This is a genomic window from Lysobacter sp. A378 (assembly GCF_054052125.1).
The window spans coordinates 321,805-348,238 of record NZ_JBSVRK010000001.1 but is presented as its reverse complement, the minus strand read 5'-3'; the positions used below and the strand labels follow the sequence as shown (position 1 = coordinate 348,238).

At 66.9% G+C, this 26,434-nt stretch carries 26 protein-coding genes; 10 read left to right on the top strand and 16 right to left on the bottom strand.

Annotated features, from left to right (window positions below; all coding sequences use genetic code 11):
* The first annotated feature begins 64 nt into the window (after positions 1 to 64).
* Genes ACW7G1_RS01510 through ACW7G1_RS01495 form a run of 4 tightly spaced genes read left to right on the top strand, consistent with a single transcriptional unit; the run spans position 65 to position 4,620 of the window.
* Positions 65 to 1,282 carry a beta-ketoacyl-[acyl-carrier-protein] synthase family protein gene (locus tag ACW7G1_RS01510; RefSeq protein WP_456978005.1) on the top strand — a complete coding sequence of 406 codons (1,218 nt, stop codon included), beginning with the start codon at positions 65 to 67 and terminating at the stop codon, positions 1,280 to 1,282.
* Entirely contained in the window at positions 1,279 to 2,082 is an 804-nt protein-coding gene (locus ACW7G1_RS01505) for a beta-ketoacyl synthase chain length factor (RefSeq protein WP_456978004.1), read from the top strand. The genes ACW7G1_RS01510 and ACW7G1_RS01505 overlap by 4 nt, the downstream gene beginning before the upstream one ends.
* A complete protein-coding gene (locus ACW7G1_RS01500; protein ID WP_456978003.1) occupies positions 2,075 to 2,917 on the top strand; it encodes a glycosyltransferase family 2 protein in 843 nt (280 codons plus the stop codon). The genes ACW7G1_RS01505 and ACW7G1_RS01500 overlap by 8 nt, the downstream gene beginning before the upstream one ends.
* Positions 2,914 to 4,620 carry an NAD(P)/FAD-dependent oxidoreductase gene (locus ACW7G1_RS01495; RefSeq protein WP_456978002.1) on the top strand — a complete coding sequence of 569 codons (1,707 nt, stop codon included), beginning with the start codon at positions 2,914 to 2,916 and terminating at the stop codon, positions 4,618 to 4,620. Before ACW7G1_RS01500 ends, ACW7G1_RS01495 begins: the two co-directional genes overlap by 4 nt.
* Here ACW7G1_RS01495 and ACW7G1_RS01490 read toward each other — a convergent pair.
* Positions 4,574 to 5,041, bottom strand: a complete 468-nt coding sequence (locus ACW7G1_RS01490) for a hypothetical protein (protein WP_456978001.1) — start codon at positions 5,039 to 5,041, stop codon at positions 4,574 to 4,576. The genes ACW7G1_RS01495 and ACW7G1_RS01490 overlap by 47 nt on opposite strands.
* A 56-nt stretch (positions 5,042 to 5,097) precedes the next feature.
* Complete coding sequence (gene fabG / locus ACW7G1_RS01485) at positions 5,098 to 5,835, bottom strand: 3-oxoacyl-ACP reductase FabG (RefSeq protein WP_456978805.1); 738 nt, start codon at positions 5,833 to 5,835, stop codon at positions 5,098 to 5,100.
* Positions 5,836 to 6,354: 519 nt separating this feature from the next.
* Here fabG and ACW7G1_RS01480 point away from each other — a divergent pair.
* The gene (locus ACW7G1_RS01480) at positions 6,355 to 6,744 is read left to right on the top strand and encodes a hypothetical protein (RefSeq protein WP_456978000.1); all 390 of its coding nucleotides are present in this window, start codon (positions 6,355 to 6,357) and stop codon (positions 6,742 to 6,744) included.
* Positions 6,745 to 6,899: 155 nt separating this feature from the next.
* Here ACW7G1_RS01480 and ACW7G1_RS01475 read toward each other — a convergent pair whose 3' ends face one another.
* The 7 genes from ACW7G1_RS01475 to ACW7G1_RS01445 form a co-directional block, all read right to left on the bottom strand.
* Entirely contained in the window at positions 6,900 to 7,292 is a 393-nt protein-coding gene (locus tag ACW7G1_RS01475) for a phosphotransferase (RefSeq protein WP_456978804.1), read from the bottom strand.
* Positions 7,293 to 7,356: 64 nt separating this feature from the next.
* Positions 7,357 to 9,738 (bottom strand): MMPL family transporter, encoded by a 2,382-nt coding sequence (locus tag ACW7G1_RS01470; RefSeq protein ID WP_456977999.1) that lies wholly within the window; start codon positions 9,736 to 9,738, stop codon positions 7,357 to 7,359.
* A 10-nt stretch (positions 9,739 to 9,748) separates the two neighbouring features.
* Positions 9,749 to 10,450 (bottom strand): LolA-related protein, encoded by a 702-nt coding sequence (locus tag ACW7G1_RS01465; protein WP_456977998.1) that lies wholly within the window; start codon positions 10,448 to 10,450, stop codon positions 9,749 to 9,751.
* Positions 10,377 to 11,348 (bottom strand): acyltransferase, encoded by a 972-nt coding sequence (locus tag ACW7G1_RS01460; protein WP_456977997.1) that lies wholly within the window; start codon positions 11,346 to 11,348, stop codon positions 10,377 to 10,379. Before ACW7G1_RS01460 ends, ACW7G1_RS01465 begins: the two co-directional genes overlap by 74 nt.
* Complete coding sequence (locus ACW7G1_RS01455) at positions 11,345 to 11,641, bottom strand: hypothetical protein (protein ID WP_456977996.1); 297 nt, start codon at positions 11,639 to 11,641, stop codon at positions 11,345 to 11,347. The genes ACW7G1_RS01460 and ACW7G1_RS01455 overlap by 4 nt, the downstream gene beginning before the upstream one ends.
* Before the next feature lie 70 nt (positions 11,642 to 11,711).
* Complete coding sequence (locus ACW7G1_RS01450; RefSeq protein ID WP_456977995.1) at positions 11,712 to 12,404, bottom strand: ketosynthase; 693 nt, start codon at positions 12,402 to 12,404, stop codon at positions 11,712 to 11,714.
* 27 nt (positions 12,405 to 12,431) lie between these two features.
* The gene (locus ACW7G1_RS01445; RefSeq protein ID WP_456977994.1) at positions 12,432 to 12,701 is read right to left on the bottom strand and encodes a phosphopantetheine-binding protein; all 270 of its coding nucleotides are present in this window, start codon (positions 12,699 to 12,701) and stop codon (positions 12,432 to 12,434) included.
* Between the two features lie 99 nt (positions 12,702 to 12,800).
* Between ACW7G1_RS01445 and ACW7G1_RS01440 the strand changes: the two genes are divergently transcribed.
* The 4 genes from ACW7G1_RS01440 to aroE all read left to right on the top strand — a co-directional run bounded on the left by ACW7G1_RS01440 (position 12,801) and on the right by aroE (position 16,190).
* A complete protein-coding gene (locus ACW7G1_RS01440; RefSeq protein WP_456977993.1) occupies positions 12,801 to 13,826 on the top strand; it encodes a chorismate transformation enzyme, FkbO/Hyg5 family in 1,026 nt (341 codons plus the stop codon).
* Between the two features lie 72 nt (positions 13,827 to 13,898).
* Complete coding sequence (locus ACW7G1_RS01435) at positions 13,899 to 14,147, top strand: hypothetical protein (RefSeq protein WP_456977992.1); 249 nt, start codon at positions 13,899 to 13,901, stop codon at positions 14,145 to 14,147.
* Between the two features lie 52 nt (positions 14,148 to 14,199).
* On the top strand, positions 14,200 to 15,195 hold the full coding sequence (gene hemB, locus ACW7G1_RS01430) for a porphobilinogen synthase (protein ID WP_456977991.1): 996 nt from the start codon (positions 14,200 to 14,202) through the stop codon (positions 15,193 to 15,195).
* A gap of 143 nt (positions 15,196 to 15,338) precedes the next feature.
* A complete protein-coding gene (aroE, locus tag ACW7G1_RS01425) occupies positions 15,339 to 16,190 on the top strand; it encodes a shikimate dehydrogenase (RefSeq protein WP_456977990.1) in 852 nt (283 codons plus the stop codon).
* A 51-nt stretch (positions 16,191 to 16,241) separates the two neighbouring features.
* Here the strand turns inward: aroE and ACW7G1_RS01420 are convergent, their stop codons facing one another.
* The 7 genes from ACW7G1_RS01420 to ACW7G1_RS01390 all read right to left on the bottom strand — a co-directional run bounded on the left by ACW7G1_RS01420 (position 16,242) and on the right by ACW7G1_RS01390 (position 25,372).
* On the bottom strand, positions 16,242 to 16,787 hold the full coding sequence (locus tag ACW7G1_RS01420; RefSeq protein ID WP_456977989.1) for a gamma carbonic anhydrase family protein: 546 nt from the start codon (positions 16,785 to 16,787) through the stop codon (positions 16,242 to 16,244).
* A gap of 43 nt (positions 16,788 to 16,830) precedes the next feature.
* Positions 16,831 to 17,697, bottom strand: coding sequence for an OmpA family protein (locus tag ACW7G1_RS01415; RefSeq protein WP_456977988.1), 867 nt, complete (start codon positions 17,695 to 17,697; stop codon positions 16,831 to 16,833).
* Between the two features lies 1 nt (position 17,698).
* A complete protein-coding gene (gene tagF / locus ACW7G1_RS01410) occupies positions 17,699 to 18,697 on the bottom strand; it encodes a type VI secretion system-associated protein TagF (protein ID WP_456977987.1) in 999 nt (332 codons plus the stop codon).
* Positions 18,697 to 22,443, bottom strand: a complete 3,747-nt coding sequence (gene tssM / locus ACW7G1_RS01405; RefSeq protein WP_456977986.1) for a type VI secretion system membrane subunit TssM — start codon at positions 22,441 to 22,443, stop codon at positions 18,697 to 18,699. Before tssM ends, tagF begins: the two co-directional genes overlap by 1 nt.
* A 35-nt stretch (positions 22,444 to 22,478) precedes the next feature.
* On the bottom strand, positions 22,479 to 24,014 hold the full coding sequence (locus ACW7G1_RS01400; RefSeq protein WP_456977985.1) for a hypothetical protein: 1,536 nt from the start codon (positions 24,012 to 24,014) through the stop codon (positions 22,479 to 22,481).
* A 99-nt stretch (positions 24,015 to 24,113) separates the two neighbouring features.
* Positions 24,114 to 24,374 (bottom strand): PAAR domain-containing protein, encoded by a 261-nt coding sequence (locus ACW7G1_RS01395; protein WP_456977984.1) that lies wholly within the window; start codon positions 24,372 to 24,374, stop codon positions 24,114 to 24,116.
* A gap of 104 nt (positions 24,375 to 24,478) precedes the next feature.
* Positions 24,479 to 25,372, bottom strand: coding sequence for a M15 family metallopeptidase (locus ACW7G1_RS01390; RefSeq protein WP_456977983.1), 894 nt, complete (start codon positions 25,370 to 25,372; stop codon positions 24,479 to 24,481).
* Between the two features lie 711 nt (positions 25,373 to 26,083).
* On the opposite strand from ACW7G1_RS01390, the gene ACW7G1_RS01385 reads away from it, so the two are divergent.
* Positions 26,084 to 26,419 (top strand): hypothetical protein, encoded by a 336-nt coding sequence (locus tag ACW7G1_RS01385; protein WP_456977982.1) that lies wholly within the window; start codon positions 26,084 to 26,086, stop codon positions 26,417 to 26,419.
* The last annotated feature ends 15 nt before the right edge of the window (positions 26,420 to 26,434 follow it).

The following is a 26,434-nucleotide window of genomic DNA, read 5'->3' as shown; positions in this document are numbered from 1 at the left end:
CCCAACCCGCTTACAGGATCTCCGAGTGTCGCCAGCCTCCATCTCGCCCCGCTCCCCTGCCCCGATGACGCCGCTTGCGCTGCGTGCCTGGACCGCGACCACCGCACTGGGTTGCGGCATCCAGGCCCAGCGCTCGGCCCTGCTTGAACGCCGCAGCGGCTTGCGCCAAAACGATTTCGGCCCGCTGACCGACGGCCAGCCATTGCCGTGCTGGATCGGTCGCGTCGATGGGCTGGAAGATGCGCCGTTGCCGCCGGCATTCGCCAACTGGGAGTGCCGCAACAACCGCCTGGCCTGGCTCGCGTTGCAGCAAGACAGCCTGCCGGACGCGCTGGCAGAGACAATCGCAAAGCATGGCGCCGAACGGATCGCGTTGGTACTGGGCACGTCGACCTCCAGCATCGGTGCCAGCGAGGAGGCCTACCGGCGACTGGAAACCGGGGCCGACGGCAGCTCGCACTTCCCTGCCGACATGGAACGTCCCATCGTCCACACCGTGCATTCGTTGACCGACTTCGTCCGCCACGCCACCGGCCTGCGCGGACCCTGCGTCACCGTTGCCACCGCCTGCTCGTCCAGCGCCAAGGTGTTTGCCCAGGCCGCGCGACTGATCCAGGCAGGGCTGGTCGATGCGGCCCTGGTCGGCGGCGTGGATACCCTGTGCGGCAGCGTGTTGTATGGCTTCGGTTCGCTGCAGGTGGTGTCGCCGGATCCGTGCAAGCCGTTCGATGCGAATCGCCGCGGCCTGTCACTCGGGGAAGCGGGTGGTTTCGCACTGCTGGAGCGCGCGCAACCCGGCGAGACCGGCTTGCAGCTGCGCGGCTATGGCGAATCCAGCGATGCCCACCACATGTCCAGTCCGCACCCCGAAGGTCTGGGGGCGCAGTACGCGATGCGCGATGCACTGGCCCGCGCCGGGATCGATGCCGTGCAGGTCGGCTACCTCAACCTGCACGGCACGGCGACGCCGGCCAACGACGGCATCGAAGCGGCGGCGGTGGATGCGATCTTCCCGGCCACCCTGCATGCCAGCTCGACCAAGGGCTGGACCGGCCATACCCTGGGCGCGGCCGGCATCGTCGAGTCGGTGTTCGCCCTGCTCGCACTGGAGCACGGATTGCTGCCGGGCACGCTGAACAGCGACACGCCCGATCCGGCCTGCGGTGCCCAGATCCGCTTCGACAATGCCCACGCTGGGGCCGCGTCTTCGCTTTCCCACGCGATGAACAATTCGTTCGGCTTCGGCGGCAACAACTGCTCGCTGGTATTCGGCCGGTCATGACCCGCCCGCTCACCGCTACCATCGAGGGCATCGGGTTCTGGGCCGATGGATTGCCGTCCTGGGACGCCGCGTGCGCGTTCGTTGCCGACGGAACGCGGCCGGCCACGGCCCCCAAACGTCCATCACCACAGTTGCTCGCGCCCAACGAGCGCCGGCGCGCGCCAGGCACCGTCGCGGTGGCACTGGAGGTGGCATTGGCCGCCTGCCAGGCCGCCGGGCGTGATCCGGCCGAGCTGCCGTCGGTGTTTGCCTCCACCCACGGCGAGCTGGCAATCACCGACTACATGTGCGCGACCCTCGCCAACCAGCCCGAGACGATTTCGCCGACCCGTTTCCACAACTCGGTGCACAACGCGGCCGCCGGCTACTGGACCATCGGTACCGGCGCGATGCAGCCGACTACCGCGATCAGCGCCTTCGATGCCACCTTCGCCCAGGGCCTGCTGGAGGCGCTGGTGCAACTGGCCACTGGCGAGGAGGCGGTGTTGCTGGTCGGCTATGACAGCGCCACGACCGGCCCACTGGCCGAGGTCTCGCGCAGCGAAGGGGTGTTGGGTGGTGCGCTGTTGCTGTCACGCGATCCGCAGCCGGGTGCGCCGCGGATCCAGGTCGCATTCATCGATGGCGACGCGCCCGTCGCAACCGGTGCGCTCGCACGTCATTCGGCCGCCAACGCGATGGCGCCGGCGCTGCCGCTGTTTGATGCGCTTGCCACCGGTCAGCCCGTCGTCACGCTGAATGCCGGGCCGGGACGGATACTGCAGGTCACGATCGTCCCACCGGAGGCTGCGCATGGCTGAACGCCTGGATCGCAACAACATCGCCGTGGTGATCCCAGCGCTCAACGAGGCCTTGCGCATCCGCGGGGTGGTTGAGGGAGCATTGGCCGAGTGCCGCAACGTGATCCTGGTCGACGATGGTTCCGACGACGAGACCCTGGCCCGGGTCGCCGGGTTGCCCATCACGGTACTGCGCCACCCGTCTCGCCTCGGCAAGGGCGCCAGCTTGCGCGACGGGTTCCAGGAGGCGCTGCGACTGGGCGCCAAGGCGATCGTGACGATGGACGGCGACGGCCAGCACAGCGCCAGCGACATCCCGCGACTGATCGATGCCGCCAACCGCTACCCCGACCACATCGTGATCGCTGCGCGGATGCGCAAACGCGCCCGACAACCCCGTTACCGGCGGCTGGCGAATGCGTTCGGCGACTGGGGCATTGCCTGGGGCACCGGCTACCAGGTCGCCGACAGCCAGAGCGGCCAGCGCCTGTATCCGGCGGCGGTGGCCGCGTTGGACGACGTGCCCGGTGACGACTTCGTGTTCGAAGCCCAGATCCTGATCTCGGCGGCACGCGAGCTGGGTGCACGTTGCGTGTCGGTGCCGATCGAATCACGCTACCAGTGCGCGGCGCCGGGAGCCGGAGCCGATCATCTTCCGCCGACCGAATCGTTCCGCCGCAGCCATTTCCGGCCGCTGCGCGACTTCACCCGGATCACCGTGCACATCGTGCGCCAGTCGCTGCACCCACTGCAGATGCCAGCGACCTACCGCCGTATCCGCGCCAACCCGCCGCTGATCCACGACCCGACTGGCGAGTTCGTCAGCGCACCAGCGCCGCAGACAGCCAGCTCATGAGCCAACCCGCCATCACCGACGTGGTGATCCTGGGCGGAGGACTTGCAGGCTTGTGCCTGGCGATACAACTCAAGCAGCGTGACCCCGATATCCAGGTGACGGTGCTGGAGCGCAACACCCATCCGGTGCGCGAGGCGGCGTTCAAGGTCGGCGAATCCACCGTCGAAATTGCCGCGCATTATTTTGCCGAAGTGCTCGGCTTGCACGACTACCTGGATCGCGAGCACATCCGGAAGTTCGGATTCCGGTTCTTCTTCAGCGAGGGCCGCCAGGAAGTGGACCGCTGCACCGAGCTGGGAATCAGCGAGTTCCTGCCGGCACCGTCCTGGCAGCTCGACCGCGGCCGGTTCGAAAACTATCTGGGCCTGCACGCGCGCAGCCTCGGGGTGGATTTTCGCGATGGCACGGTGGTGCGTGGAATCGAAATGGGCGGGAGTGACCAACCGCATGCCGTGCGCTTCGAGCATGCTGGCAGCAGCGACTCGTTGCAGGCGCGCTGGCTGGTCGACGCCAGCGGGCGCGCCGGGCTGCTCAAGCACAAACTTGGCCTGGCCGAGCCCAACGACCACGACGTCAACGCGGCCTGGTGGCGCGTGGACGGCCATGTCGATCCCGCCGACTGGTCCAGCAACGAGGCGTGGTTGCAACGCTGCAAGCCGCCACTGCGCTGGCAGTCGACCAACCACATGTGTGGCCCGGGCTATTGGTTCTGGCTGATTCCGCTGTCGTCCGACTCGCACTCGCTGGGCATCGTGTGCGATGCGCGGATGCATCCACTGGCGACCATGAATACCCACGACAAGGCGATGGCCTGGCTGGCCGAGCACCAGCCGCGGATGGCCCAGGCGCTGGGGCAGGACAAGCATCGCGTACAGGACTTCAAGTTCCTGCGTCACTTCTCGCACGGCTGCACACAGGTGTTCAGTGCCGACCGCTGGGCGATCACCGGCGTCGCCGGGGTGTTCCTGGACCCGTTCTATTCGCCCGGCAGCGACTTCATCGCGATCAGCAACAGCTACGTCTGCGACCTGATCGGCAAGGATCGCGCTGGCCAGCCATTCGCCGCTCACGCGGAGATCTACCAGCAGCTGTACTTCTCGTTCTACCGCAGCACCCTGACTTTGTACCAGGACCAGTACCCGTTGTTCGGCGATGCCCGGGTGATGCCGCTGAAGGTGATCTGGGACTACACCTATTACTGGTCGGTACTGGCGCCGCTGTTCATCAGCGCGCGACTCACGGCGCTACCGATACTGGGCCGGCTGCGCGGAACGCTGGAGCGCGCCAGCTCGCTCAACGCGGCCATGCAACCGCTGCTGCGTGGGTGGGGCGAGCGCAACGCCGGGCAATCCAGCAGCATCAACGGCCCGCTGGATGGCCGCGACCTGGACCAGTACCCGATCGACTGGTTCCGCCGCATCAACGCCGCGATCAGCGACGAGCTGGACGACGACCCCTTCGTCGCCCGCGTGGGCGAAAACGTCGCGTTGATGACGCGGTTGGCGACCCAGTTGCTGGCGCGGGCGCGCAGCGAGTACCCGCACATTGACGACCACGGACTGACTGCGCTGCTGGGCGGCGCGATCAACAAAGGCAGGATCGACGATGACAGCGCGCCGATGCTGGAGCCGTTCTGGTACGGAACAGCGCCAGCAATCAATCCGCAGGAACGATCGGGCGCGACTGCACCGGCGGTGGATTGAACACGTAGACCGCTATCCCGGCCGCGTGCTTCTGGGTCGGGCTGATATCCACCCCGATGCCGCCAGTGACGTGGCTGCGACCGCCAAAGCGGCCACTGCCGACCCCGATGCCGACGTTGCTGCCGCCGTAGCCTTCCGCCGCGCCTTGAAACAGCACGCCGTTGGCGCCCAGGGCGGCCGCGGCCACCCGCAGCTTGCCGATCACCGCGTTCATCTTGTTCTGCTCGCCATAGGTGAAGCCACCGCTGGAGGTCTCCAGGATCGCAATCTCCTCATAACGCCCCGGCGGCGGGGAGAAATAGACCCGGACCTGGGCCGGCGCGATGGCCGGGCGGGCCGGACCAAGCATGACCTTGGAGGTGCTGGCGCAGCCACTGGCAGCCAGCGCAAGGCACACAACGAGCGCAGTCTTCATTCGCATGGCGAAACTCCTCGGGGTCGCCCGAGTGGACACAGTTGATTTGAGTATCGCCCTGATCAGCCCATCCCGCCATTAACGCCGATGACCTGGCCATTGATGTAGCCGGCATCCCGCGAGCACAGGAAGCCGACCAGGGCGGCGACCTCGGCGGGTTGCCCGGCGCGGCCGGCGGGGACCATCTGCTTGATCATCTCCGGTGCAAACGCCTGGTCAGCCATACGACCTTCGATCACTCCCGGCGCGACCACGTTGACGGTGATCCCGCGGCTGGCCATCTCCCGGGCCAGGGATTTGCTGGCGCCATGCAGTGCCGACTTGGCGGCGGCATAGTTGCACTGGCCGCGGTTTCCCAATACCGCGGCGACCGAGGACACGCTGACGACCCGGCCCCAACGCGTGCGTGCCATCGGCAGCAGCAGCGGTTGGGTGACGTTGAAGAAACCATGCACGGATACGTCGATCACCCGTCGCCACTGCTCCTCGTCCATCCCGGCCATCGGCGCGTCGTCATGGATACCCGCATTGTTGATCACCACCTGGATCGGGCCATCGAGCAGCAAGGTATCGATCGCCGTGCGCGTCGCGGCACCGTCGGTGACATCGAAGCCGACCGCCTGCGCGCTGCCGCCTTCGTGGTGGATCGCCGCGACCACCTGGGCCGCGCGCTCGAGGTTGGCATTGGCATGGACGATGACATGCAGGCCATCGGCCGCCAGCCGCGCGCAGATCGCGCTGCCGATATCGCCACTGCCGCCAGTGACCAGTGCACGACGCGGAATGTATGGTTCAGTGATGAGGAGTCTCCTTATCCGTCTCGTACGGCGAATGACTTGCCGACCACAGATTGTCCACCAAAAAAGGGCTTCCACGAGGAGACGGCAGAGAACATGCGCAGAAGCCACGTTAGCTCTTGTGACCCACTTGGGAACAGGCCGACCGGGACTGGCAGGCCGCTGGAAACGCACAAAAGGCGTGTCGCGCCTAGAGGCGGAAAGACCGCAACATTAAGCCTCTAGCGTCGTAGCACCGCGTCGAACGCGCGGTTCCGGACGATGCGGATGGCAACGGACGGTGATTGCACGGCAATGCTCGTTTTACAATTGAGCGCGTTGAACAAGTCTCTCGGGAGGCTTTTTTCTCCAGGGAGGTCGTGGATAGGGGGAAAGACGTCACAGGACCTTGAAACCGCCCTCGTAATGCAAATTGCATGTGAAGATATTCAATGAATAACGCATATTTAACAGGTTTTTAATCTCGCTCATGATAGCCGTACAGAGTGGCACTCAAGTCACGTATAGAGCAGGAGGATAAGGATGCTTCTGAAATCGCTCAAATCACTCTCATTGGCACTTGTTATCACGTTATGCGCCAGCTTTACCTTCACACCCTCCGCTTTGGCTGCCGGCTCCCCGCAGGCGCAAAGTATCAGCATTGACTCGCTAACCCAGGAGCTGCAGAGAGAGGCTTCGAAATACAACGCCACCGTATCGAATGTCGAAATAAAACAGACAAGTAGGACTGTTGGCGCTCGCACTGGAACGCAATTTGGTGCTCAAGGTGCAACCAGCTGCACTATGACTGCGACGGTAAGCATTCCGGGTGGGACCGGGATCACCATATCCGTGACTGCGGATACTTGCGAGGAGGCAGCTTCAATGCTCGCTTCCGCCATCGCACGAGCATATGCAGTCATCGCGCCATGATGGTTAATAGCTGCCGCCGCGCGTAGATGTAAACAGAGCCGACCTTTGCCAGGTCGGCTCTTCTCGCAGTAGATGCAGTGCCACGCTTGCTAGCCTCCGACTCGGAAAAAAGCTTGCAAGTGGTGCTTCAGCAAAACTACGGCAAGTCTTAGCCACTAGCGCGAAGTTCGCGACTGTGGCATCACCGCCGCACGTCCTTCGGCCAGCAGAACACTAGCGTGGCTGATCCGAAAGCTGTACTGCCAGCCGCTGTCGCCGCCGATCAGCAGTCGCGCCTCGGCTTCCAGATCGCCTTCAAGCCGGTCGATCCGGGCAACCTGCAATTCCACCGCACGCAGGGCCACCAGCATGCCCGGGCGAGCAATTGCGCCGGCGAGTTGCGCCAGCAGCCCGCCATGCACCGCCATCGCCTGCGCGCCGTATTCGCACAGATGGATCGCACGCAGGCAGTCGTGGCTGCGCAGCGGGTGGGCGGGATCGCGATGGCGCGCGGTGCGCAGATGGATGACGTCCGCGTCCCAGTCCAGCACCTCGTCCCACAGGCACATCTGGCCCTGGTGCGGGATCAGGCGGGCAATCTGGTCGCGCTCGACGGGCCGGCTCACAGGCGGCTCACAGGCGACTCCGCGCCAGGTCCCGTGACGTTGCCACCGACGGTTTGCCGGTTGCGTCCTGGCGCACTATCAACAACGCCAGCACGAAATTGAACAACACGCCCATCGCCACGGTACTGCCGATCGCACGCAACACCGGGATGCTGGAGCTGGCCAACAGCGCAAACACCAGCAGCGTCGCCAGGCTGCACACCACGATCGCATGCAGCGCGCGCAGCTGGCTGTCGCGATCGTCCCCGGCGTGATCGAAGAACAATCCGTAGTCCAGGCCCAGCCCGGCGGCGAGGATCAGCGCGACCAGGTGGAACAGGTTCAGCTCCACGCCCAGCCCGCGCAACACCGCCAGCAGCAGCAACGTGGCCAGGGCCATCGGCGCGACCACGCGCAACGCCCGGCGCCAGTCACGCAGCGCCGCCCACACGGTGGCAATCAACAGCACCGCGGCCAACGCCAACGCCCACAACAGACGCTCGCGGTACTCGGCCACCAGTGACTCGGACGCCTGCTTGAGGTCCAGCAACGTCGCGCCATGCGGTTCGATCGCGCGGGCGACGGCAACCGGATCGGTCAGCCCGCTGAGGGCGACCAGGGCCGTGACATGCCCATCGCCGCGCACCAGCAAGCCCTCGACGCTCGCCGCCAGCGGCGTCCCGGCCAGATCATCGACCGTCAACGGTGGCGCAACGCGTGCCGCCGCCACATCCGCCAGGAACGGCGCAAAGACGTCGCTTCGGAAGGGACTGGCCGCCACCGCCTCTTCCAGCGTTGCCTCCAGGACGGTGGCGTCGGGCAGCCGCGCCTGGCGCGCGCGTTGGGTAGCGGCGCTGGGCAGGTAGCGTGCGGCCAGCTCGAACCCCTGCACCAGCCCGTCGTCGCGCAACTGCCGCAGTACCGGTTGCAGGCGCTCGGAAGCCTGCAGGACCGATTCGGTGTCATCGGCCTGCAGGGTCACCAGGTAGCGCACGTCGGGAGCACCCAGCTCGCCGCGCAGCTCGCCATCCAGGGCCAGCAGGTGCTCCGGCACCGGGGTCAACCTGGACAGGTCGTTCTGCCAGAACGACCCCGGAGCGAATCCGGCGACGGCAGCGGCCACGAGCGCCAGCAAGACGCATGACACCACGCCCATCCGCGGCCAGCCCGAGAACCGTCGCCATAACAGCGCCATGGTCGGTGAAGCCGCGGCATCGTATGGATTTCCGCCGTTCTCGGCGGTATCGATCAGGCCCGGCAGCAGGAAACGCGTCGCCAGCGCGGCAACACCGAGACCGGCAATGGTGAACACCGCCAGCTGCTTCAGGCCTTCCACGCCCGATACCAGGAAGGTCAGGTAGGCGATGCAGGTCGCAACCACGCCGGTGCCCAGGGTTGGCCACAACTCACGCGCGTTGTCCCACGGCGACAAACCGGGCCGCTGGTGGCTGATCAGGTGGATGGGATAGTCCTGGGCGACGCCGATCAGGGTGAAGCCGAATGCCACGGTGATCCCGTGCACCCCATCAAACCCCAACGCGACCGCAGCCAGACCGGCCAGCCCACCGCTGGCCAGCGGCAATGCACCCAGCAGTGGTGCCTTCCAGCTGCGGTAGGCGAGCAGCAGCAGCAGCGCGAACACCAGCCCGTCCAGGGTGCCGATCAAGCTGGCCTCACGTTTGGTGCGTCCGCCGACCTCGACCGAGAAAGCGCCGGGACCGGTCATCACCAGCCGCGCCGGACTGTCACCACGAACCTGTGCTAACGCGTGTTCGATCGCGGTCACCGCCGCCTGCTGTCCGCTTGGGTCGAACCCCGCCGCCTGCGTTTGCACCGCGAGCAAGGCGCGTTCGCCGGCTTGATCGAACCACACTCCGTGCAGGCGCCGCGGTGCGCTTTCGGGTTGCCAGTCCTCCGCCAGTGCGAGGATTTCCAGGGTCGGATCGGCCGGCAGCAGCGGCTCGATCAGCGCGGCTGCCGGCGAGCCCAGATCCTGCACCCTCGCCTGCAGCTGCTCGGCCAGGTAGTCCTCATCCAGCGGCTGCGAGTCGAGGGTGTCGGACAGCAGGTATCGATAAGGTCGCAACCGCTCCGGGATCGCCTCCAACCCGGCCACGCCGCCATTGGCAACCAGGCTGAACTGCTCATCGCCGGCCAGCACCTGCCGCAACGCGGTGGACTGTCGCGCCAGTGCCTGTGGGTCATCGTCGGACAGTGCCAGCAACAACAAACGCGAACCTGGACCTTCGCCAAGCTCATCAATCAACATCTTCTGCTCGGGCGTGCGCGCCTCGGGCATGAACTTGCGCAGGTCGCCGCTGAGCTGCAGGTGCTGGCCGACCCACCAGCCCGCCGCCAGCAACAGCGCCAGCCACGCCAGCGCCCACCCCAACCGCCACGCAGCGCTCATCGTTGCGGACTCATTGCGCCGCCGCGCTGCTGTGGTGGCATAGCCTGGCCAGACCGGCGGCATCGTCGACACCCACCGCGTCGCGTGCGGCGCCCGCCAACAAGGTGCGTTGCGGCGCCGGGTCGGCGGTGGTCCGGGTCTCGATGCAGCGCAGCTCCGCGCCTTGGCCATACAGGGTGATATCGCGCAGCTTCCCGGCCAATTGCGGGTCCTTCGGCACCATGGTCATCGTCCATTGCTGGCGGGTGCCGTCACTGGTGACGGCATAAAGTTGCTGCAGCGTGGTGTGATCACCGGACAACAGCGCACCAAAACTTGCCTGCAGGCTGGCCAGCTCCGGGGCCCGGCTCAACGAGAACGTACGTGGCGATTTCCCGGCGCGCTCGAGAGTCGCCTCGCCCGCGGTAATGGTGGTGGTTTCCGCGTAGGGCGCGCGCACCTCACGTACCAACACGCCGTCCGCCGGCCGGCGGTACTCGCCGCTGAGCCGCAATGGGCTCTTCAGCAAAGACGACTCGCGCAGCTCGACGAAGGCGGTACGCATCGGTGCCGGTCGCGCCAGCCGCGCCAGGATCCAGTCGTTGTCCACCTGGTTGGCGGCCGTTGCCGGACTGGCCGCCGTCTGCGGCGCGGCCGGCTCAGCCGTCGCGATGGCCGGCAGCAACGCGCCGGTCAGTGTCAGTGCCAGGGCGGTGGAGATCGATCGCATCATCATCGGCTTGCCAGAAGTCATAGAAGTTGAACCAGTTGTACGGGGCAATGCCTGCATGGTGCTGCAAGCGGTTGGCGTAACCCTGAACGAGGGCGGCCAGCCTGGCAGGGCGCTCCTTGCGGGGTATCGAGAGCCCTTCACTGAGCACCTCGAACACCAGGTCGTAGCGGTTGCCGCCGCGATACAGCCCGAAACCCAGCACCAGCGGGACATCAAGCACACTGGCCAGCTGCCAGGGCGCCAGCGGGAAGCGGGCGACATCGCCCAGAAACTCGACCGGGTGCGAGGATTGCCCCGGCTGGACGCGGTCGACCAGCAGCGCGACCAGCGCGCCGGCATCGGTGGCTTCCTTGATGGCCAGCAACACCGAGGGCCCGCCCTGGCCTGCATCGATCACGGTACGTGCGACAGCGGGGTTCAGCGCATCCAGCAAGGCGGTCAGGGTCGGGTTGTGGCCGACATCCAACACCACCCGCAACTGCACCTCCGGATGGGTGGTAGCGAGCACGCGCAACACCTCGAAGCTGCCAAGGTGGGAGCCAAACATCAGCGCACCACGGCCGCGCGCGAGCTGGTCCAGCAATGCCGACGCGCCCTGCACACGCACATCGAAGCGATCCAGCTCACCGCCCAGCAGGAACACCCGGTCCAGGATGGTGGCGGCAAAGGCGTGGATATGACCGGCGACCTCGGTCAGTCTGGCGGGCCGGCCCAGCACCCGGGTCAGGTAGGCGCGTGACGCGCGGCGCTCCGGGCCACGCATGAGCAGGAAGTACGCGGTGATCGGAACCAGCAGCAGCCGCGCCGGCCAGCGTCCCGTACCACGAGCGATAGCGGCGATCATCCGCAACGCAGTGCGGTTGCCACCCTCGGGGCGCCGCTGCCAGAGTCCGCTCACCGTGCTGTTCCGGTCATGAGGTCGCCCCGGACCAACACGGTGTCCCCGCGCACCACCTGGAAACGCCAACCCGCAGACTCCAACCGCGTCAGTTCCACCCGGGCGGGCTGGCCGGGCAACAAGGGCTGCAGGAACTTCACCCGAGGCAGGCTCAGGCCCGCCAGCTCCAGGTCGGGCTGCAGTTGCTGGACCGCATCCAGCACCCGGTCCAGCACGACCACGCCGGGGACCAGCGCATGGCCGGGGAAATGCCCTGGCAGGCTGGGGTGGTCAGGCGGGATCACGAATGGCATCGACGACACAGCAATCCTGGATTGCAATGGGACCGGCAAGGATAAGCCAGCCGGCCCGGAGGTCAGGAGGTCAGGAGGATGAGTCGCGCCAGAAGCGGGGGCCAAGCGCGGCCATCCGGCGCAGGAAATCAATAAAACCCCGATACGGGGCATCCGGGAACAGGCGCTTGCGCAGCAGGTACTCGCCAGCGAAGAAGGCGCCGATGATGCCGTAGTCGAGCAGGTTGGCGAACCACGACCAGACCTGCTGCGACACGCTGACCAGCGGCGGCTGGCCGAGGCGGACCAGCAGGCCGTCGGGCACGGCGATCATCGCCAGCACGCCATCGGCCAGCGCCAGGGTACCGAGCAACAGCGCCCAGGCCAGCGTAAGCCGACGGGTGTAACGCTGCAGCCGGGGTTCCAGCGCAGCGGGCTCGCAGGCTTCCATCGCTGCGGCGATCCGGCTGATCAATGGCACCCGGCCCGGCCGCAGGCTGCGGCCAAACCACCACGACACCAGCGCGGTGAACAGCATTGGTGGTGCCAGCAGCAACAACACCGGGATGTCGCCGTCATGAAGCGACCACAGCCCGGCCACGGCCAGCAACATCACCGCCCAGGCCCAGCCCCGCAGGCGCACCAATGGCACCAGCAGCACGACCAGCACCAGATCGGCCAGCGCCACCGACGCCAGCAGGTTGTCGCCATCGACGCTGGCGCGATGGGCCAGCAACGGATAGGCGACGGCCAGCACCAACCGCGCGACCACCAGGGCCGTCATTGACAGGTCGTCAGCACGGTTTCTGGGTCAGGCGGTTTTGTGTTGTTCGACATGCGCCGACAACGCGGCCAGGGAGGCAAACACGCGACGGTTTTCCTCATTGTCCGAACGCAGCTGGAACCCGTGCACCTTGCTGATCGCCAAGGCCAGTTCCAGCGCATCGATCGAGTCCAGACCCAGCCCGTCACCAAACAGCGGCGCCTGCGGGTCGATCTGCGCCGGCTCGACATCCTCCAGATTCAGGCTTTCAACCAGCAATTGCGCCAAGGCGGCCTCGGCAGGAGTTTGTACGGGCATTGACAGGTTCCAGGACAATTCAAAGAGGTAACGATCCGGCATGCCGCGCCCCGGCGCAACCACACGGGCGTGCACGGGCCACCGGCTATCATGGGCGCCATGATCCAGCCCGACCCTGAACCCTTGATCCACGGCTCCCACCCGCATCCGACGCCGGCCTGCCTGGCGGTCGATTACGTCCACCAGGACCTGGCCGAACTGCTCGCCGCGGACGACACCCTGGCGGTGTTTGGTTTTGGCGACGCCGCACCCTGCCATGACGATCCCCGCTACCTGCGGGTGGGCCTGCAACCTCTCGGCAAGGCACCGCTGGAAGTCTGGCGCGCCAGCCCTGGCGTGCAACGCGGCCGCGAGGGCGATGTGGCCTGGGCCGAGGATGGCGCGCTGCAATTTGGTGCCATCGAGATCGACGAGCCTGCGGGTGAGGATATCGGTGCCGCCGCCGAGAGCGCCTATCGCGAACTGCTCGCGTTCACGGCCAGGCGCGGCTACCCGCACCTGCTGCGAATCTGGAACTACCTGGACGCGATCACCGACGGTGACGGCGATGGCGAGCGTTATCGCCGCTTCTGCGTCGGCCGCGCCATCGGGCTGGGTGAGTTCGATGCCGCGCAACTGCCCGCCGCGACCGCCATCGGCCGCGTCGATGGCCAGCGTCGCCTGCAGGTCTACTGGCTGGCGGCGAAGACGCCCGGAACCGCGGTGGAGAACCCGCGCCAAATCAGCGCCTGGCAGTACCCGCGCCGCTATGGTCCGCGTTCGCCCAGCTTCGCTCGCGCAATGCTGCCGTCGCCCGGCAGCACCATGCCGCTGCTGCTGTCGGGCACTGCGGCCATCGTCGGCCACGAGTCGCGGCATGCCGACGCGATCGAGACCCAGCTCGACGAGACCTTGGCCAATTTCGACAGCCTGATTGGCGCCGCCCGCCGCCTTCGACCCGGAGTGCCGACCAGTTTCGGTGCCGGCTCGCACCTGAAGGTCTACGTGCGCGACCCTGCCGAACTGGACCACATGGCCGCGATGCTGGAGCAACGGCTGGCACCGGACGTGCCGCGGATCATCCTGCATGCCACGATCTGCCGACGCGAATTGCGAATGGAAATCGACGGCACGCATGACCTTTGATCCTCGCCCGCCGGCGACCAGTGCGCGACAATGGCCACCTTGAACCAGCGACGGCATCACGGAGAAACCAGCATGGGATTGATCAGCCTGTTATGGGGCATTGTCGCGATGATCTGGATGGTGATTGCACTCATACCGATCATCGGCATCACCAACTGGCTACTGATTCCGTTCGCCGCGGTCGGCGCGGTCATCGCCGCCATCGGCATTGCGTTCACCCGTAGCCAGAACCGTGGCCGGGCGAAGGCCGGGCTGGTGATGAACGGTATCGTGATCATCGTCGCCATCGTTCGCCTGAGCCTGGGTGGCGGGCTCTTCTGACTGGCGAGCGCTGACCCGGCGCTTTCCGGCACGCTGGCGTAAAATGCCGGCCATGAGCAGTTATCCCTATGTACGCCCGCGGCGGATGCGTCGCGACGATTTCTCGCGCCGGTTGATGCGCGAGACGGTCCTGACCTGCAACGACCTGATCTACCCGGTCTTCGTCCACGAGCTCACCGGCCGCGAGGCGGTCGCCTCGATGCCGGGTGTGGAGCGGCTGTCGATCGATGAGCTGCTGAAGGTCGCCGAGCAGGCCAGCGAACTGAAGATCCCCGCGCTGGCGCTGTTCCCGGTCACCGCACCGGACGCCAAGTCGCTGGATGCCGCGGCGGCATGGGATGACGATGGCCTGTGCCAGCGAGCGGTACGCGCACTCAAGCAACGTTTCCCGCAGCTCGGGGTAATCACCGATGTTGCCCTGGACCCGTACACCAGCCATGGCCAGGACGGGCTGCTGGATGACAGCGGCTACGTGGTGAACGAAACCACCGTGGACGCGTTGGTCAAACAGGCGCTGTCGCATGCTGCCGCCGGCGTCGATATCGTCGCACCCAGCGACATGATGGATGGCCGGATCGGCCGGATCCGCGAGGCGCTGGAGGCCGAAGGCCACATCCACACCCGCATCATGGCTTACAGCGCCAAGTACGCCAGCGCGTTCTACGGTCCGTTCCGCGACGCCGTCGGCTCGGCGTCCGCGCTCGGCAAGGCCGACAAGCAGACCTACCAGATGGACCCGGCCAACTCGGACGAGGCCTTGCGTGAAGTCGCGCTGGACCTGGACGAGGGTGCCGACATGGTGATGGTCAAACCCGGTCTTCCCTACCTGGACATCGTTCGCCGGGTGAAGGATGCGTTCGGCGTGCCGACCTTCGTTTACCAGGTCAGCGGCGAATACGCGATGCTGAAGGCCGCTGCGAACAACGGCTGGATCGACGAACGCGGCTGTGTGATGGAAGCACTCACCAGCATCAGGCGCGCCGGCGCCGATGGCGTGCTGACCTACTTTGCGCTCGATGCAGCCCGGTGGATCCACGAGTCCGCCTGAAGCGCGGTAGCGTCATGAAGACTTTTGGTGCCACTCGCCGCCGGCGGCGTTGACACCGCGGCGAGTAGACTGCTTGCAAGGCCGTGCGATGTCGTTTTGCGCGTCTGCCTGTAATGCATCCTCCATTATCAAGCGAGGCCACCATGACCATTCCCCGCTTCGCCGTGATCGGCCACCCGATCGCACATTCCCTGTCACCGCTGATCCATGCCGCCTACGGCCGGCAAACCGGGATCGCGCTTGAGTACGGCAGGATCGATGCCGATGCCGGGCATTTCGACGCTGCACTGGTCGAGTTTGCCGCCCATGGCGGCGTCGGCGCCAACGTCACCTTGCCGAACAAGGCCCGCGCGGCCGCAATCTGCGGCAGCCTGACCGATCGCGCCCGACGCTGTGGGGTGGTCAATACGTTGATCCGCACCAAGTCCGGCTGGGAGGGTGACAACACCGACGGACTCGGCCTGGTGCGCGACCTCACCGATCGGCACCGCCAGGATTTGCGCGGACGCCGGGTGTTACTGATCGGCGCGGGCGGCGTGGCGCACGGCGTGGCTCCGGCCCTGCTCGACGCCGGCATTGCCGGGTTGTTCATCGTCAACCGCACCGACACCCGCACCGATCGACTCTCCGACCTGCTGGGCGAACCCAGCCGGGTGCACCCGCGCAACTTCTCCGATTTGGGCACGGTGGGTGCATTCGACCTGATCATCAATGCCACCTCGATCGGCCGGAACATGGATGGTGGCGAGCTACCGCTACCCAACTCCCTGATTGCCCCGCGTTGCGACGTGGTCGACCTGGGCTATGGCGAGGCGGCGATCGGATTCCTGAGCTGGGCGCGCGCCGCGGGCGCCGACCAGACGATCGATGGCTTGGGAATGCTGGTGGAGCAGGCCGCCGAGAGCTTCAAGTGCTGGCACGGCGTGCGTCCGGACGGCGATGCGATCTACGCCGAGCTGCGCGCTGGAAGCAACGTGCCGGTTACCCCCGCCTGACGCGAGCGACCGGGGCGCCAGAGTGCGCCCCCCGGACGGTGAAACTTCCGGTCAGGCTTTGGCCTGCTGCAGGTATTGGTCCTTCAAGGCCATGTAGTGACGCGCGCTGTACTGCAGTTGCTCGATCTCGCGGTCGCTCAGCGTGCGCACGTAACGCGCCGGATTGCCGAGCCACAACTCCGCTTCGCCAACGGTCTTTCCCGGCGGCACCACGGCGCCAGCACCGACGAACCCGTACCGCGACACCGTCGCACCGTCGAGCACGATCGCGCCCATCCCGACCAGGCAGAACTCATCCAGCTGGCAGGCATGGATGATCGCGCCATGGCCGATGGTGATGTCGTTGGCAATCACGGTGGGAAAGCCGCCGGGACGGGTGAACGGTCCTTCGTGGGTGACATGGACGATGGTGCCGTCCTGGATGTTGGTGCGCGCGCCAACCTGGATCGAATTGACGTCACCACGCAGCACGCAGCCGGGCCAGATGGAAACGTCGTCGGCGAGACTGACGGCACCAATGACGGTGGCGGCCGGGTCAACGTAGACGCGCTCGCCAAGGGTCGGGGTGTGGCCGGAAAACGTTCGGATAGTCATCACCACAGTTTAGTGGGATGGGCCGGCCAGCGTCAGCCGATGCGGGTCACAACACCCGGAACTCGATCCGGCGATTGCGCGAGCGGCCCTCATCGGTCGCGTTGTCGGCGATCGGTCGATCCGGCCCGAAGCCTTGTACCCCGAGGTTGTCGGCACTGATGCCGTGGTGCTCCAGGTAGGCCTTGACCACGATCGCCCGCTGCAGGCTCAGGGCAATGTTGGCCTGACGCGGGCCGACGCTGTCGGTATGGCCGATCACCTGGACCTGCTGGTTGCCCAATTGCGCCAGTGCGGCGGCCATCTCATCCAGGATGTCGCGGCCGCCGGCGGTCAGGGTCGCGCTGCCACTGTCGAACTCGACGATGCGATCGGCCAGCGCCCCGTCCAGGAGTGCCTGCAGGCTGCCGCCGTTGTCGTCACCGTCGTCGCTCAACGCATTTTTCAGCACATAGTCCGGGCCGGCTGCTTTGGCGATGGCGCTCGCCACCTGCTGGCGCGCGGCCTCGTTACCGACCTGGCCACTGACGCGGATACGGGTGCCATCGATGGCCAGTTGCCCGGCCGATACTTGCTGCAGCTGCGGCCCGAGCATGCCAAGTACGCGGTCCCGCCAGTTGGGCGGGGCGATCACGGCATCCACCTCGATCCGGTCGACGACGCGCTGCGGACCGTACAGCTCACCCAGCCGCGTCAGTATCGCCGCGCGGGTCGCCTCATCGGGGACGGTACCGGCGGCGATGACCTGCTTGCCCGCATCGGAGGTGGATGCTATGGCGGCGGATGCCACCGGAGCCACCGGAGCCGCCGGCGTCGACCGCTGCTGCATAGTGGCGGCCAGGCTCGCGCACGCAAGGGTCGCGCTGGCAAATCCCAGCAGGAAGGTGGCAAGTCGTGGGCGGGGATGTGGGCGCATATCAGGTTCCCAGGAAGGTCTCATTGAATATCGTGCGGGCAGCGCGCAACGACAGATCGTCGCGATCGAGGTAGCTGACCAGCTTGTTGAGGGCATAGTCGCCGGCGATCTGGTCGTCGACCCATTCCGCATCGTCGACGCGGATGATCTGCTCGCGTGCCAGCTGGGGGTCCAGCGCCGCCTGCAAGGTGCGGCCGTCGGCACCATTGAAGGCGACCAGCAGTCGCGGCCCCGGCTCCATCGCGCCACCCTCGATCATCAGCAGCGCCAGTTCAACGTCGACCCGCGTCAGGAAGCCGGCCACAAGGTCGAGCCAGAACGCGGCGACCAGTGGCCGATACAGCGCATCACGTGGCAACGGCAGCGCCAGTGCCTTGTCGATCTGCGCAGATCCGCCGGCAACCACGGGCTGCAACAGCAACCCCAGTGCCGGCAACAACCAGCGCAGACGCAGCTCGGGATGACCCGATTGGCGCAGCAAATCCTGCAATGAGTCGATGTCCTGCAACTCGATGAAGTCGTTGAATGGCGCTTCGTAGATCTGCGGATCGGGATGGATGGTGGCCCGACTTTCGGCCAGCGCGCGCAACGGTCCGCTGGCATCGTCGGCCGCCACCGCCTCAGCGGAGTGACGTGCCAGGCTGGCCCAAAGCCGCGACAGCGCCATCGGGCTGCGGCCGATGAATGCCAGTGGTTGGGCGACCTCGATCCGGGTCGCGGACAGGAACGGGAAACGGCGTTGGGAGCTATCGCGACTGGGCAGGAAGTGGCCGCCAATCGCCAATCGGCTGCGCGAGCCCAGGAACGCGAAATGCATCGCTGGCGCATCGTCGTAGAGCTGTTTCCAGCCCGGGTCGCGCGCCAGCAACTCCAGTCCCTGTCCGGCCCATCGGTCGAGCATCACCATCAATGGATGGCTGTCGGGCGTACGCACGAAGTCGCCGCGACTGGGCAACTTGCCAAAATAGCTGACCGGGAGTGCGGTCTCCACGGTAACCATTACTGGGCTCCGGACGGAGCGGCAACGGCGCTCGTGGCACCGGTGCTGACCGCCGACACGGCTCCGGCCACCAAGGCCGGCAGCTGCAAACCAACCGAATCCGCGGAACCGGCATTGGACTGCACCGAATTGACAATGCGCAGCTCGACGGCAACCTTGGCACCATTGCGTTCCCAGCTCAGCCGGTAATGCTGCTTGCCCAGGCTCGTCTTGCTCGCCGCATCGAACATCGCCGAGGTGGCGGCATCGCCGGCCGCATCGAATACCTGCACGCTGCGACCGTCACCGGTCACTGCGCTGATCTGGACCCCGGGAACCCCCTGGCCAGGCAACTGGAAGGTATGCCATTGCGGCGGCGTGTTGCGATAGCGCAGTTGCTGGCCATCGACGGCAAGGGTGTACTCGCGTCCGTTGGCCGCCAGCGGCAACACCTGGAACACCATCGTCGGGCCCTCGCCGGCCGCACTGGCCCCCACCCATTGCCCATAGCCGGCAATCAGCTCGGGCCGCAGGTTGATGCCGATATCGGCCCAACGCCGCGTGGCCAGGGTGTTGCCACGACGGATTACCAGCGACCCCAGTCCGGTCTGGCCAAACTTCGCGATTGCACCTTGCGCGCCGAAGATCTGCTCGATGTCGGCGCGCGAGGCCTCCACCGGCGCTTCCGGGGCGTAGGGATAGCGTTGGCCGATCCCGTCCTGGAACGGCTGGTAGACCTGCGCGTTCCAGATCCGGTTGAGCTCGACTTCGGTCGGCTGCACCAACGCCGTGAAGCTCTGCATCAGCAATCGCAGCAGCAACGGACGCAAGGTCTCGCGCTGTTGCTCGGCCAGCCCATTGAGCATTTTTTCATCGACCAGCGTGAGCACGGCCGCCAGTTCGGAGCCTTCGCCCACCAGGGTCTGCTGCATCAACTGGCGTGCTCCCGGGCCGGGATCGCCCTGGGCCTTGATCGCGTTGAAACGGCTACGGACCTTGCCCAGCGCTTCGAAGTACTGGTTCAGTAGCGCCGGATTGCTGTCGCGCTCCACCAGCAGTCGCGCCAGTGCGTCGAATTGCTGGCCGATCGGACCGGCGGTGGCCGCAACCTCCTGGCCGGTGTCCGGGTCGATGGCCACCGGTATCGAGGTCGGGTTGCGGCGCATGATCACCCGGTTGAACCAACCGGCGATGCCGCTGCGGGCGGCGCCGGCCGCCGCACTGGCTGCGGCCGGGTTGTCCCACACGGTCTCCCGGTGGACGGCTTCCAGCAATGTGCGCAACGGCGAGTTGCGCGGGTCGCCAAGCCGGTTCAGCTGCGCCACGGCGTCGTCGAAATCATCGAAGCGGGCCACGCTGACACCCTGCAGGAACCTGCGCCACTCGCGCGCGTACTCGTCCTTGTACATCGCGGTCAATTCCTTGGCGATGTGCTGCGGACTGCCCGCCAGCGTCAGATCATTGCGGACGGTAGTCTCCAGCACCCAGTCGGTGCCGCTGAGCTCGGTATTGGCCGCTTCGCTGATGGCGTCTTCGACATAGTCCTGCCACGCCTTGTGGGTGAATGTCCCCGGAATCTGGTGACTGCCGGTGATGGCACCGTCGGCCGCTTTGTCCCCCAACAGTGCCGCCACGGTGACGGGACTGAAGCGGGTCGCCGCGCGCGCCTTGATCTGCGCGTACACGCGGTCGCGCGCCGGGGTGCCATGCATGACCTGCTTCAATGCCTGCCGGCTGTCGTCGACAAGGCTGTACTTCAGCTCCAGCTGCGGCCAGTCGGCGCGGCCGGATTGCTGCACGTAGAACGTCATCAGGCGAGCGGCCGCGCGCCGCATGTCTTCGCGGCTCATGGCCCCGCGATTGGCCTCCAGCCAGCCGCGCCAGAAGCGCGTCACCTGGTCGCTGAAGTGCGTGCTCTCCACCCGCGCGTGATCACCCAGCATCAGGTAGGTCTTGAGCGCGTTGTAGGCATCCTGCGAATCGGTCGGGGAGGCGTCCTGGTACAGCTGCGCGTCGGTTGACTCACCGGCCACGACCGCTCCAGCCTCCACGTCGACGTTGGTCGCTGCCGCTGACGGACCCAGTTCGCTGCGATGGGCAATGACCTGGCCCAGGTAGGCCTCCAGCTTGCTGGCGACCGGCACCAGCATCAGCTGACGCATGCCGTCGAAGTACTCGGTGCGCAACTTGGCTTCGATCGCCTGCCCCTGGTACAGGCCCAAACCCAGGCTCAGAGGGTGGTCATCGCGATAGCGCTCAAGCTGCTCCAGCCGGTCCTGCAGGACCAGCAGCGCCTGCACGCGCGACTCCAGATCGATCTTGTCGACCTGCAGTGCGACCGCCTTGTCCAGGTCGGCGGTGACATCGGCGACCAGCTGCTGGTTGCCGGTGTACGACCAGGCCCACCCGGCCAGCCCGGCGGCCAACAACACCAGTGCGCCCAGGAATGCAGCGTGGCGCAAGCGGGTGCGGCTTCGACTGGCGTACTGCCGCACCAGTTGCCTGTCGGCGAATATCACCTTGCGGAACAAGCCCAGCAGGAAATGGCTGCTGTCGGTGGGGGCGATCGATTCGCCGGCATGGGCACCGGCTTGCAGGCCAAACTGGCGGCTCACCCGGTCCGACGCCGGCTGCACCGCGACCCCTTCCTGCAGGGCACTGGTGAAGTAGAAACCGCGGAATACCGGCTTGAACTGATACGGGTTGTCCTCGAACAAGGTGGCGATGAAGGTGCGCAGCGCCGGCTTGATGCCGGCGAACTCCATTGGCATCGTCAACAGCCCCGGCGGAATCTCGCGGCCACGCGCCATGGCCATCTGCGACAGGCTCATCTCGCGCAGCCCGTCGGACAACTGGTCGAAGTGATTGTCGAAGGCGCTCAATGCGTCGGTCTGTCCGGTCGGGTCGAACGGCAGGGTTGCACCCCAGGCGTTTTCCCGTTCCGACGGGTCAAGGCCGTGGAAGAAGTCGCTGAACCCACTGATCAGGTCGGCCTTGGTGAACACGACGTAGACCGGCGCATGCACCTCCAGCCGCTCGGTCAACTCCTGCACGCGCTGGCGCAGGTTCTTGGCCAGGTCGATCGCAAACTCGGGCTTGCTGCCCGACAGCTCGGCGATCGAGGCGGCGATGATGACGCCGTTGATCGGCGCGCGCGGGCGGTTTTTCTTCAACAGGTCCAGGAAGGTCAGCCACTCCAGCCGGTCCTCGGCGCTGACCGAGTAGCGGCCCGCGGTATCGAGCACGATCCCTTCGGTGGTGAAGTACCAGTCGCAGTTGCGGGTGCCGCCGAGGCCGTGGATGACGTTGCTGCGGTTGTCCTCGAACGGAAAGCGCAGGCCAGAATTGAGGATCGCGGTGCTCTTGCCGGCGGCAGGATTGCCGATGATCACGTACCACGGCAACTCGTACAGCGCGGCGCGGCCCTTCATCTGGCCGAGCCTGGACGACTTGATCGCATTGACCGCCTCGCCCATGCGCTCGCGCAGGATCTCGGCATCGGCGCGCGCGGCCGGCTGCGCGGCGGTCACGGCCTGGTCGGCTTGCCCGGAGACCATGCCGTCGATGCCTTTGGCTGCGCGCACCGCCAGCAGCTTGCGCACGACCACCACCAGCAGCCACAGCGCCAACGCGGCGATCACCGCGACCAGCAGCCAGCCACCTGTCGCCATCAGGCCATCGATGCCGAAATAGGCGATCGCAGCGGCACCGGCGATGCCCAACACGGCGAGCACGCGGTAATCCATCAGCCAATAACGAAGGTTCATCCAGAAGCTGCTCATCTACAACACACCCATCGTCGTCACGCGTTGGCCGCGACCGCGGGTGCGGCCTCGGTGGAACCGGGGGGAGCCGGGGAGTTGGCGCCGGTATCGGCGGCGGCGAACGGCAAGGGCGACAGCACCAGCGCAACCCGCGCCTGCGCGTCGGCCAAACCGAACACCAGCACCGGCGTCTGGTCCTTGGCCGCCTGCGCCGCCGCAACGGCAAGCAGGGCCAGCGGCGCGACCGCACCCAGGTCGCCGCAAGCCAGGCCGAGGTGGCGCGCATCATCGACCGGGTCGAGCGCGGGCAGGGTTGCCGAGATCGCGCCGGCGATCTCGATCGCGCGGCTGGGGCGGTGGTCGGCATCGCTGAGCACCACTCCAATCGCCTCGGCCGGCTGAGCGGCGGTGGTCAGCGCGTGCTGCAGCAGCTCACCCGCCTGCCGGCTGGCGCCACGGCCAGTGCCGGCGCGGCCGTGCAGCGTCCGGTGCAGGCGCAATGGCGGTGGCGCATCCGGGTCGGGCGGCAGTGCCGCATTGCCGAGCAGCACACCGGCTGCGCCCTCACCCGGGATCAGGCCCTCGGGATGGCCGCTTACCAGCAACTCGTGGCGCGCGTCGAGCCGCTCGATGCTGGTCTCGGCGATTGCCGAATGTGCGGCCAGCAACAACAGGCGGTCGCCGCCGCCGTCTCGCGCGTGGGCCTGAGCCTGGGCGAACTGGTCGAGCAGACGCCAGCCATCGCCGGCGGCATGGGCTGGAGCCACCTCGACGTGGAACTGGTCTTCATTGAAACCGATCGCTCGGGCCTTGGCCTGCAACCAGTCGCCACTGGCTTGGCGCGCCGCCGTTGGCCACGTCGCAGGCAGCAGCAGACGCACCCGCAGCATTGCCGCGGCAGGTGCCGGCGCGGACGCGCGCGAGGAGCGTGAATGGTGCATCGCATGCGGATGCAAGCCTCCGCCTGCGGGCAGCAGATCGGACACCGTTGGCGCCGACGGCAACCCCGCGGCCAACAGTTCCTCGGCCACCGGATCAAGCATCGCCAGCGCGCGCAGGCTCTCTTCGCCGAACACCCGGTCCCGCGTGTCAGGGTCGGCCAGCACCGCCGCCAGCGCCGTGTCGACCGCACCGGGGTCGAGTCCATCGACTTCGGCGGCAAACACCGGCAAGCCGAGCGCGTCCTTCAAGCGTGGGTGCAATGGTGGGCGCTCGGGATTGGCCAGTGCCGCGGCGACGCCGGCCGCATCACTGCCGGCGCGCAGCCACACCGAAGCCGCCAGCAGATGCACGATGCGGTCAGGCTGCGGCCCGCTGTCGATGACGGGCTCGATGCCGACCTCCGCAGCCGCCTCCGGTGGCGCGGCGCGTTTCTGCGTCGCCCGCCGGCTGCGCCGGCGCAGCAGCCAGAAGCCGCCGAGCAAGACCAGCGGCAAGCCAAGCAGCCATACCGTCAGATCACCCGCGGTAGGATTGATTTCGCCAGCCTGCCAATACAGCACAACCGCGAACCAGACCACCGCGAACAGCAGCAGCACCAGCGCACCCGCGCGCAGTCCCCGTGCGATCTTCAAGCGGCCCTCCCTGCGTCCATGCTGGTATTGCTCCGTGTCGTGTCCATTCGAAATCGCACCCGCGCCTCGTGCGCCGACGCCTCGCTCCCTGGGGTCCGCTCAGCCGATAAAGGTCTGGGTCTGGCTCGCAATCAACGTCGCCCCGCAGGCGGTCTTGTCGCCGTGGCGGGCGACCGGCTGGCCGTCGATGATGGTGGTTGGGTCGCCGGTCACGATCACGGTGTCACCGTGCTGGCTGCAGGTGACCTTGTCGTTGATGCGGGCGACCGGCAGGCCGTTGATATCGGTGGTCGCGGTGCTGCTGGCGACGGTGCCGCCATGGTCGATCTTGTCGCCCACGACGATGAAAGGCTTGGACATTGGCCGTGCTCCCTGCTGGCGGCCCCGAAGGGCGATTGGCATCCAGTTGCCAGCGCCAACAATAGCAGGAGTCACCTGGGGTTGGCACCCGCGGCCGGCGACGATCAGTAACCGGCCGCGCGGCGCGCGTGACGGCACGCCGTCTTCTGTTCGAGATGGACGTAATCCTTGATGCTGCGCCAGTTGCCGCCCCACTCCAGCCCGGCATCGGCTGCCACCTCGCCGTACAGGAAGTAGCCGCGTCGGGTCCACGGATCATCCATGTCCCATTGCAGCTTGCCATCGCGGTACAACGCGCTGTCCACCGCAAGTCCATACTGGTGGCAGCTCTGGCCAGCCTTCGCCCCCGTCACGGCGCCCCCCCTGCGTGCCAGCGCCGCTTGCCGCTGGGGACTGCGGTAGCCCTCGACCAGCACCATCTGGTAGCCATGTTGCTCACGCATCACCTGGTAGATCGCCAGCACCCGCTGCTGGAATGACGGCTCGATCCGGGCCCACTTGCGGTCGGCACTGGAAATGGCCACCGGCGCCCCGGTATCCGCCACGCGGCGCGCAACGTCGGCTTGCAACGCGGCCTCGGCCGCGAGGAAGAACGCCGGTGGCAACTCTGGAGGTGGCGCCAGGCGCTCGCCGCGCAGCAGTTCGAGCACGTGGTGATCGGAGGCGACTGCGGCTGCACCATCGAATCCTTCCAACGTGACCTGTTGGCGCAGCTGCAGGATCAGCACCGGCGGCACCGACACCACCAGCACAGTGCCGATCAGCAACCACCGGTGGCGCCGAAAACCGCCCACCAGTCGGCCAGTTGCTTCGCGCAGCGCGCGCGACGAATCAGCCCCGCGGCCGCTGGCCCGCAACTGCCAGCGCGCGATCGCGCCGGCCACCCGCGACCGCCACCGGCCCACCCCCGCCAACACGTCGTCACGCGCGGCCGGGAACAGCATCAGCCACGCCACCGCAGCGGTCACTGCGAAGAACATCGCCATCCATAGCGTCATCATCACTTCCCAGGTTGTGGTCCGGCCGCTGCCGGCCGTCGAATTGACGCGGCCCCGGCCCCGCCGCAGAATGCCGACGCACCCGGCCCGGTTCACACCGTATCGGGACATACTGGATCAAGGATCAAAGCTTGCCGGATTGGACCGGCTCGGAAAGGAGTCCACGTGGATCGGCAAGAAGCCAAGTCCCGCCGCCCCAGCTTGCTGGCCGGCACACCTGAACATACCGCGCCGGCCCCGTCGTCGGCGCGAATCCTAGCAGACATGGCGGGCGGCAAGCCCGCGTCGCCCACGGTCGCAGGCAGGCCGCGCCGCTGGTGGTTACGGCTGTCGCTAGCCGCGCTGGTGATGCTTGTCGGCGGGGGGTTGTGGCAGGGCGCGTTGTGGCGCGCTGACTCTGGCGCGACCGACGGTATGCCTGCGGAGCCGGCGGCCCAGCCAACGCCGCACGCGGCGAGCGATGCCAGCATGATCGGACCGGCCATGCGGTTCGCAGCGACGATTATCGACGACGCCTCCGACCCATCCGCCGTCACGCCCGGAACTGCCGACAGCGGAAATGACCCACGAACTCAAGACGGCTCGGCGAGCCGCTCGACCCCATCGGTTAGCGGGCCATCACCGTTTGCGGGCATTGCCGTCGCCACCCGGGGCCGGCGAGATGCATCCGTCAGTCCCGTCCGCTCAGCCACCTCCCTGCCAACCGGCCCTGTGAGCTCCGGCCGCACACCGCGCGTCCCACAGCCAGCGGGAACGGGTGGCATCCAGGCCGACCTGCTTGCCACGCTGTTGCGCAACATCCAGGCGCCCGCCAGCCTGCAACCCAGCGGGTTGGACGCCCTGATCCAGAGGATGGAAGCGACCGACAAGGTCGGCGTCGGTCTGGTGCGCCGCGTGAGTCGTGCTGACGCGACGCCGAGTCGCTCGCAGCAGATCCAGGCGAACTTGCGCGAATGCCCGGCGCCCAACAGCGCCAAGGGCCTCAAGTGTCGGCAGGAAATATGTGCCGTCTACGCCGGACGCGACCCGGCGTGCCCGGCGATGTAAGCAACGCGGGCGGTA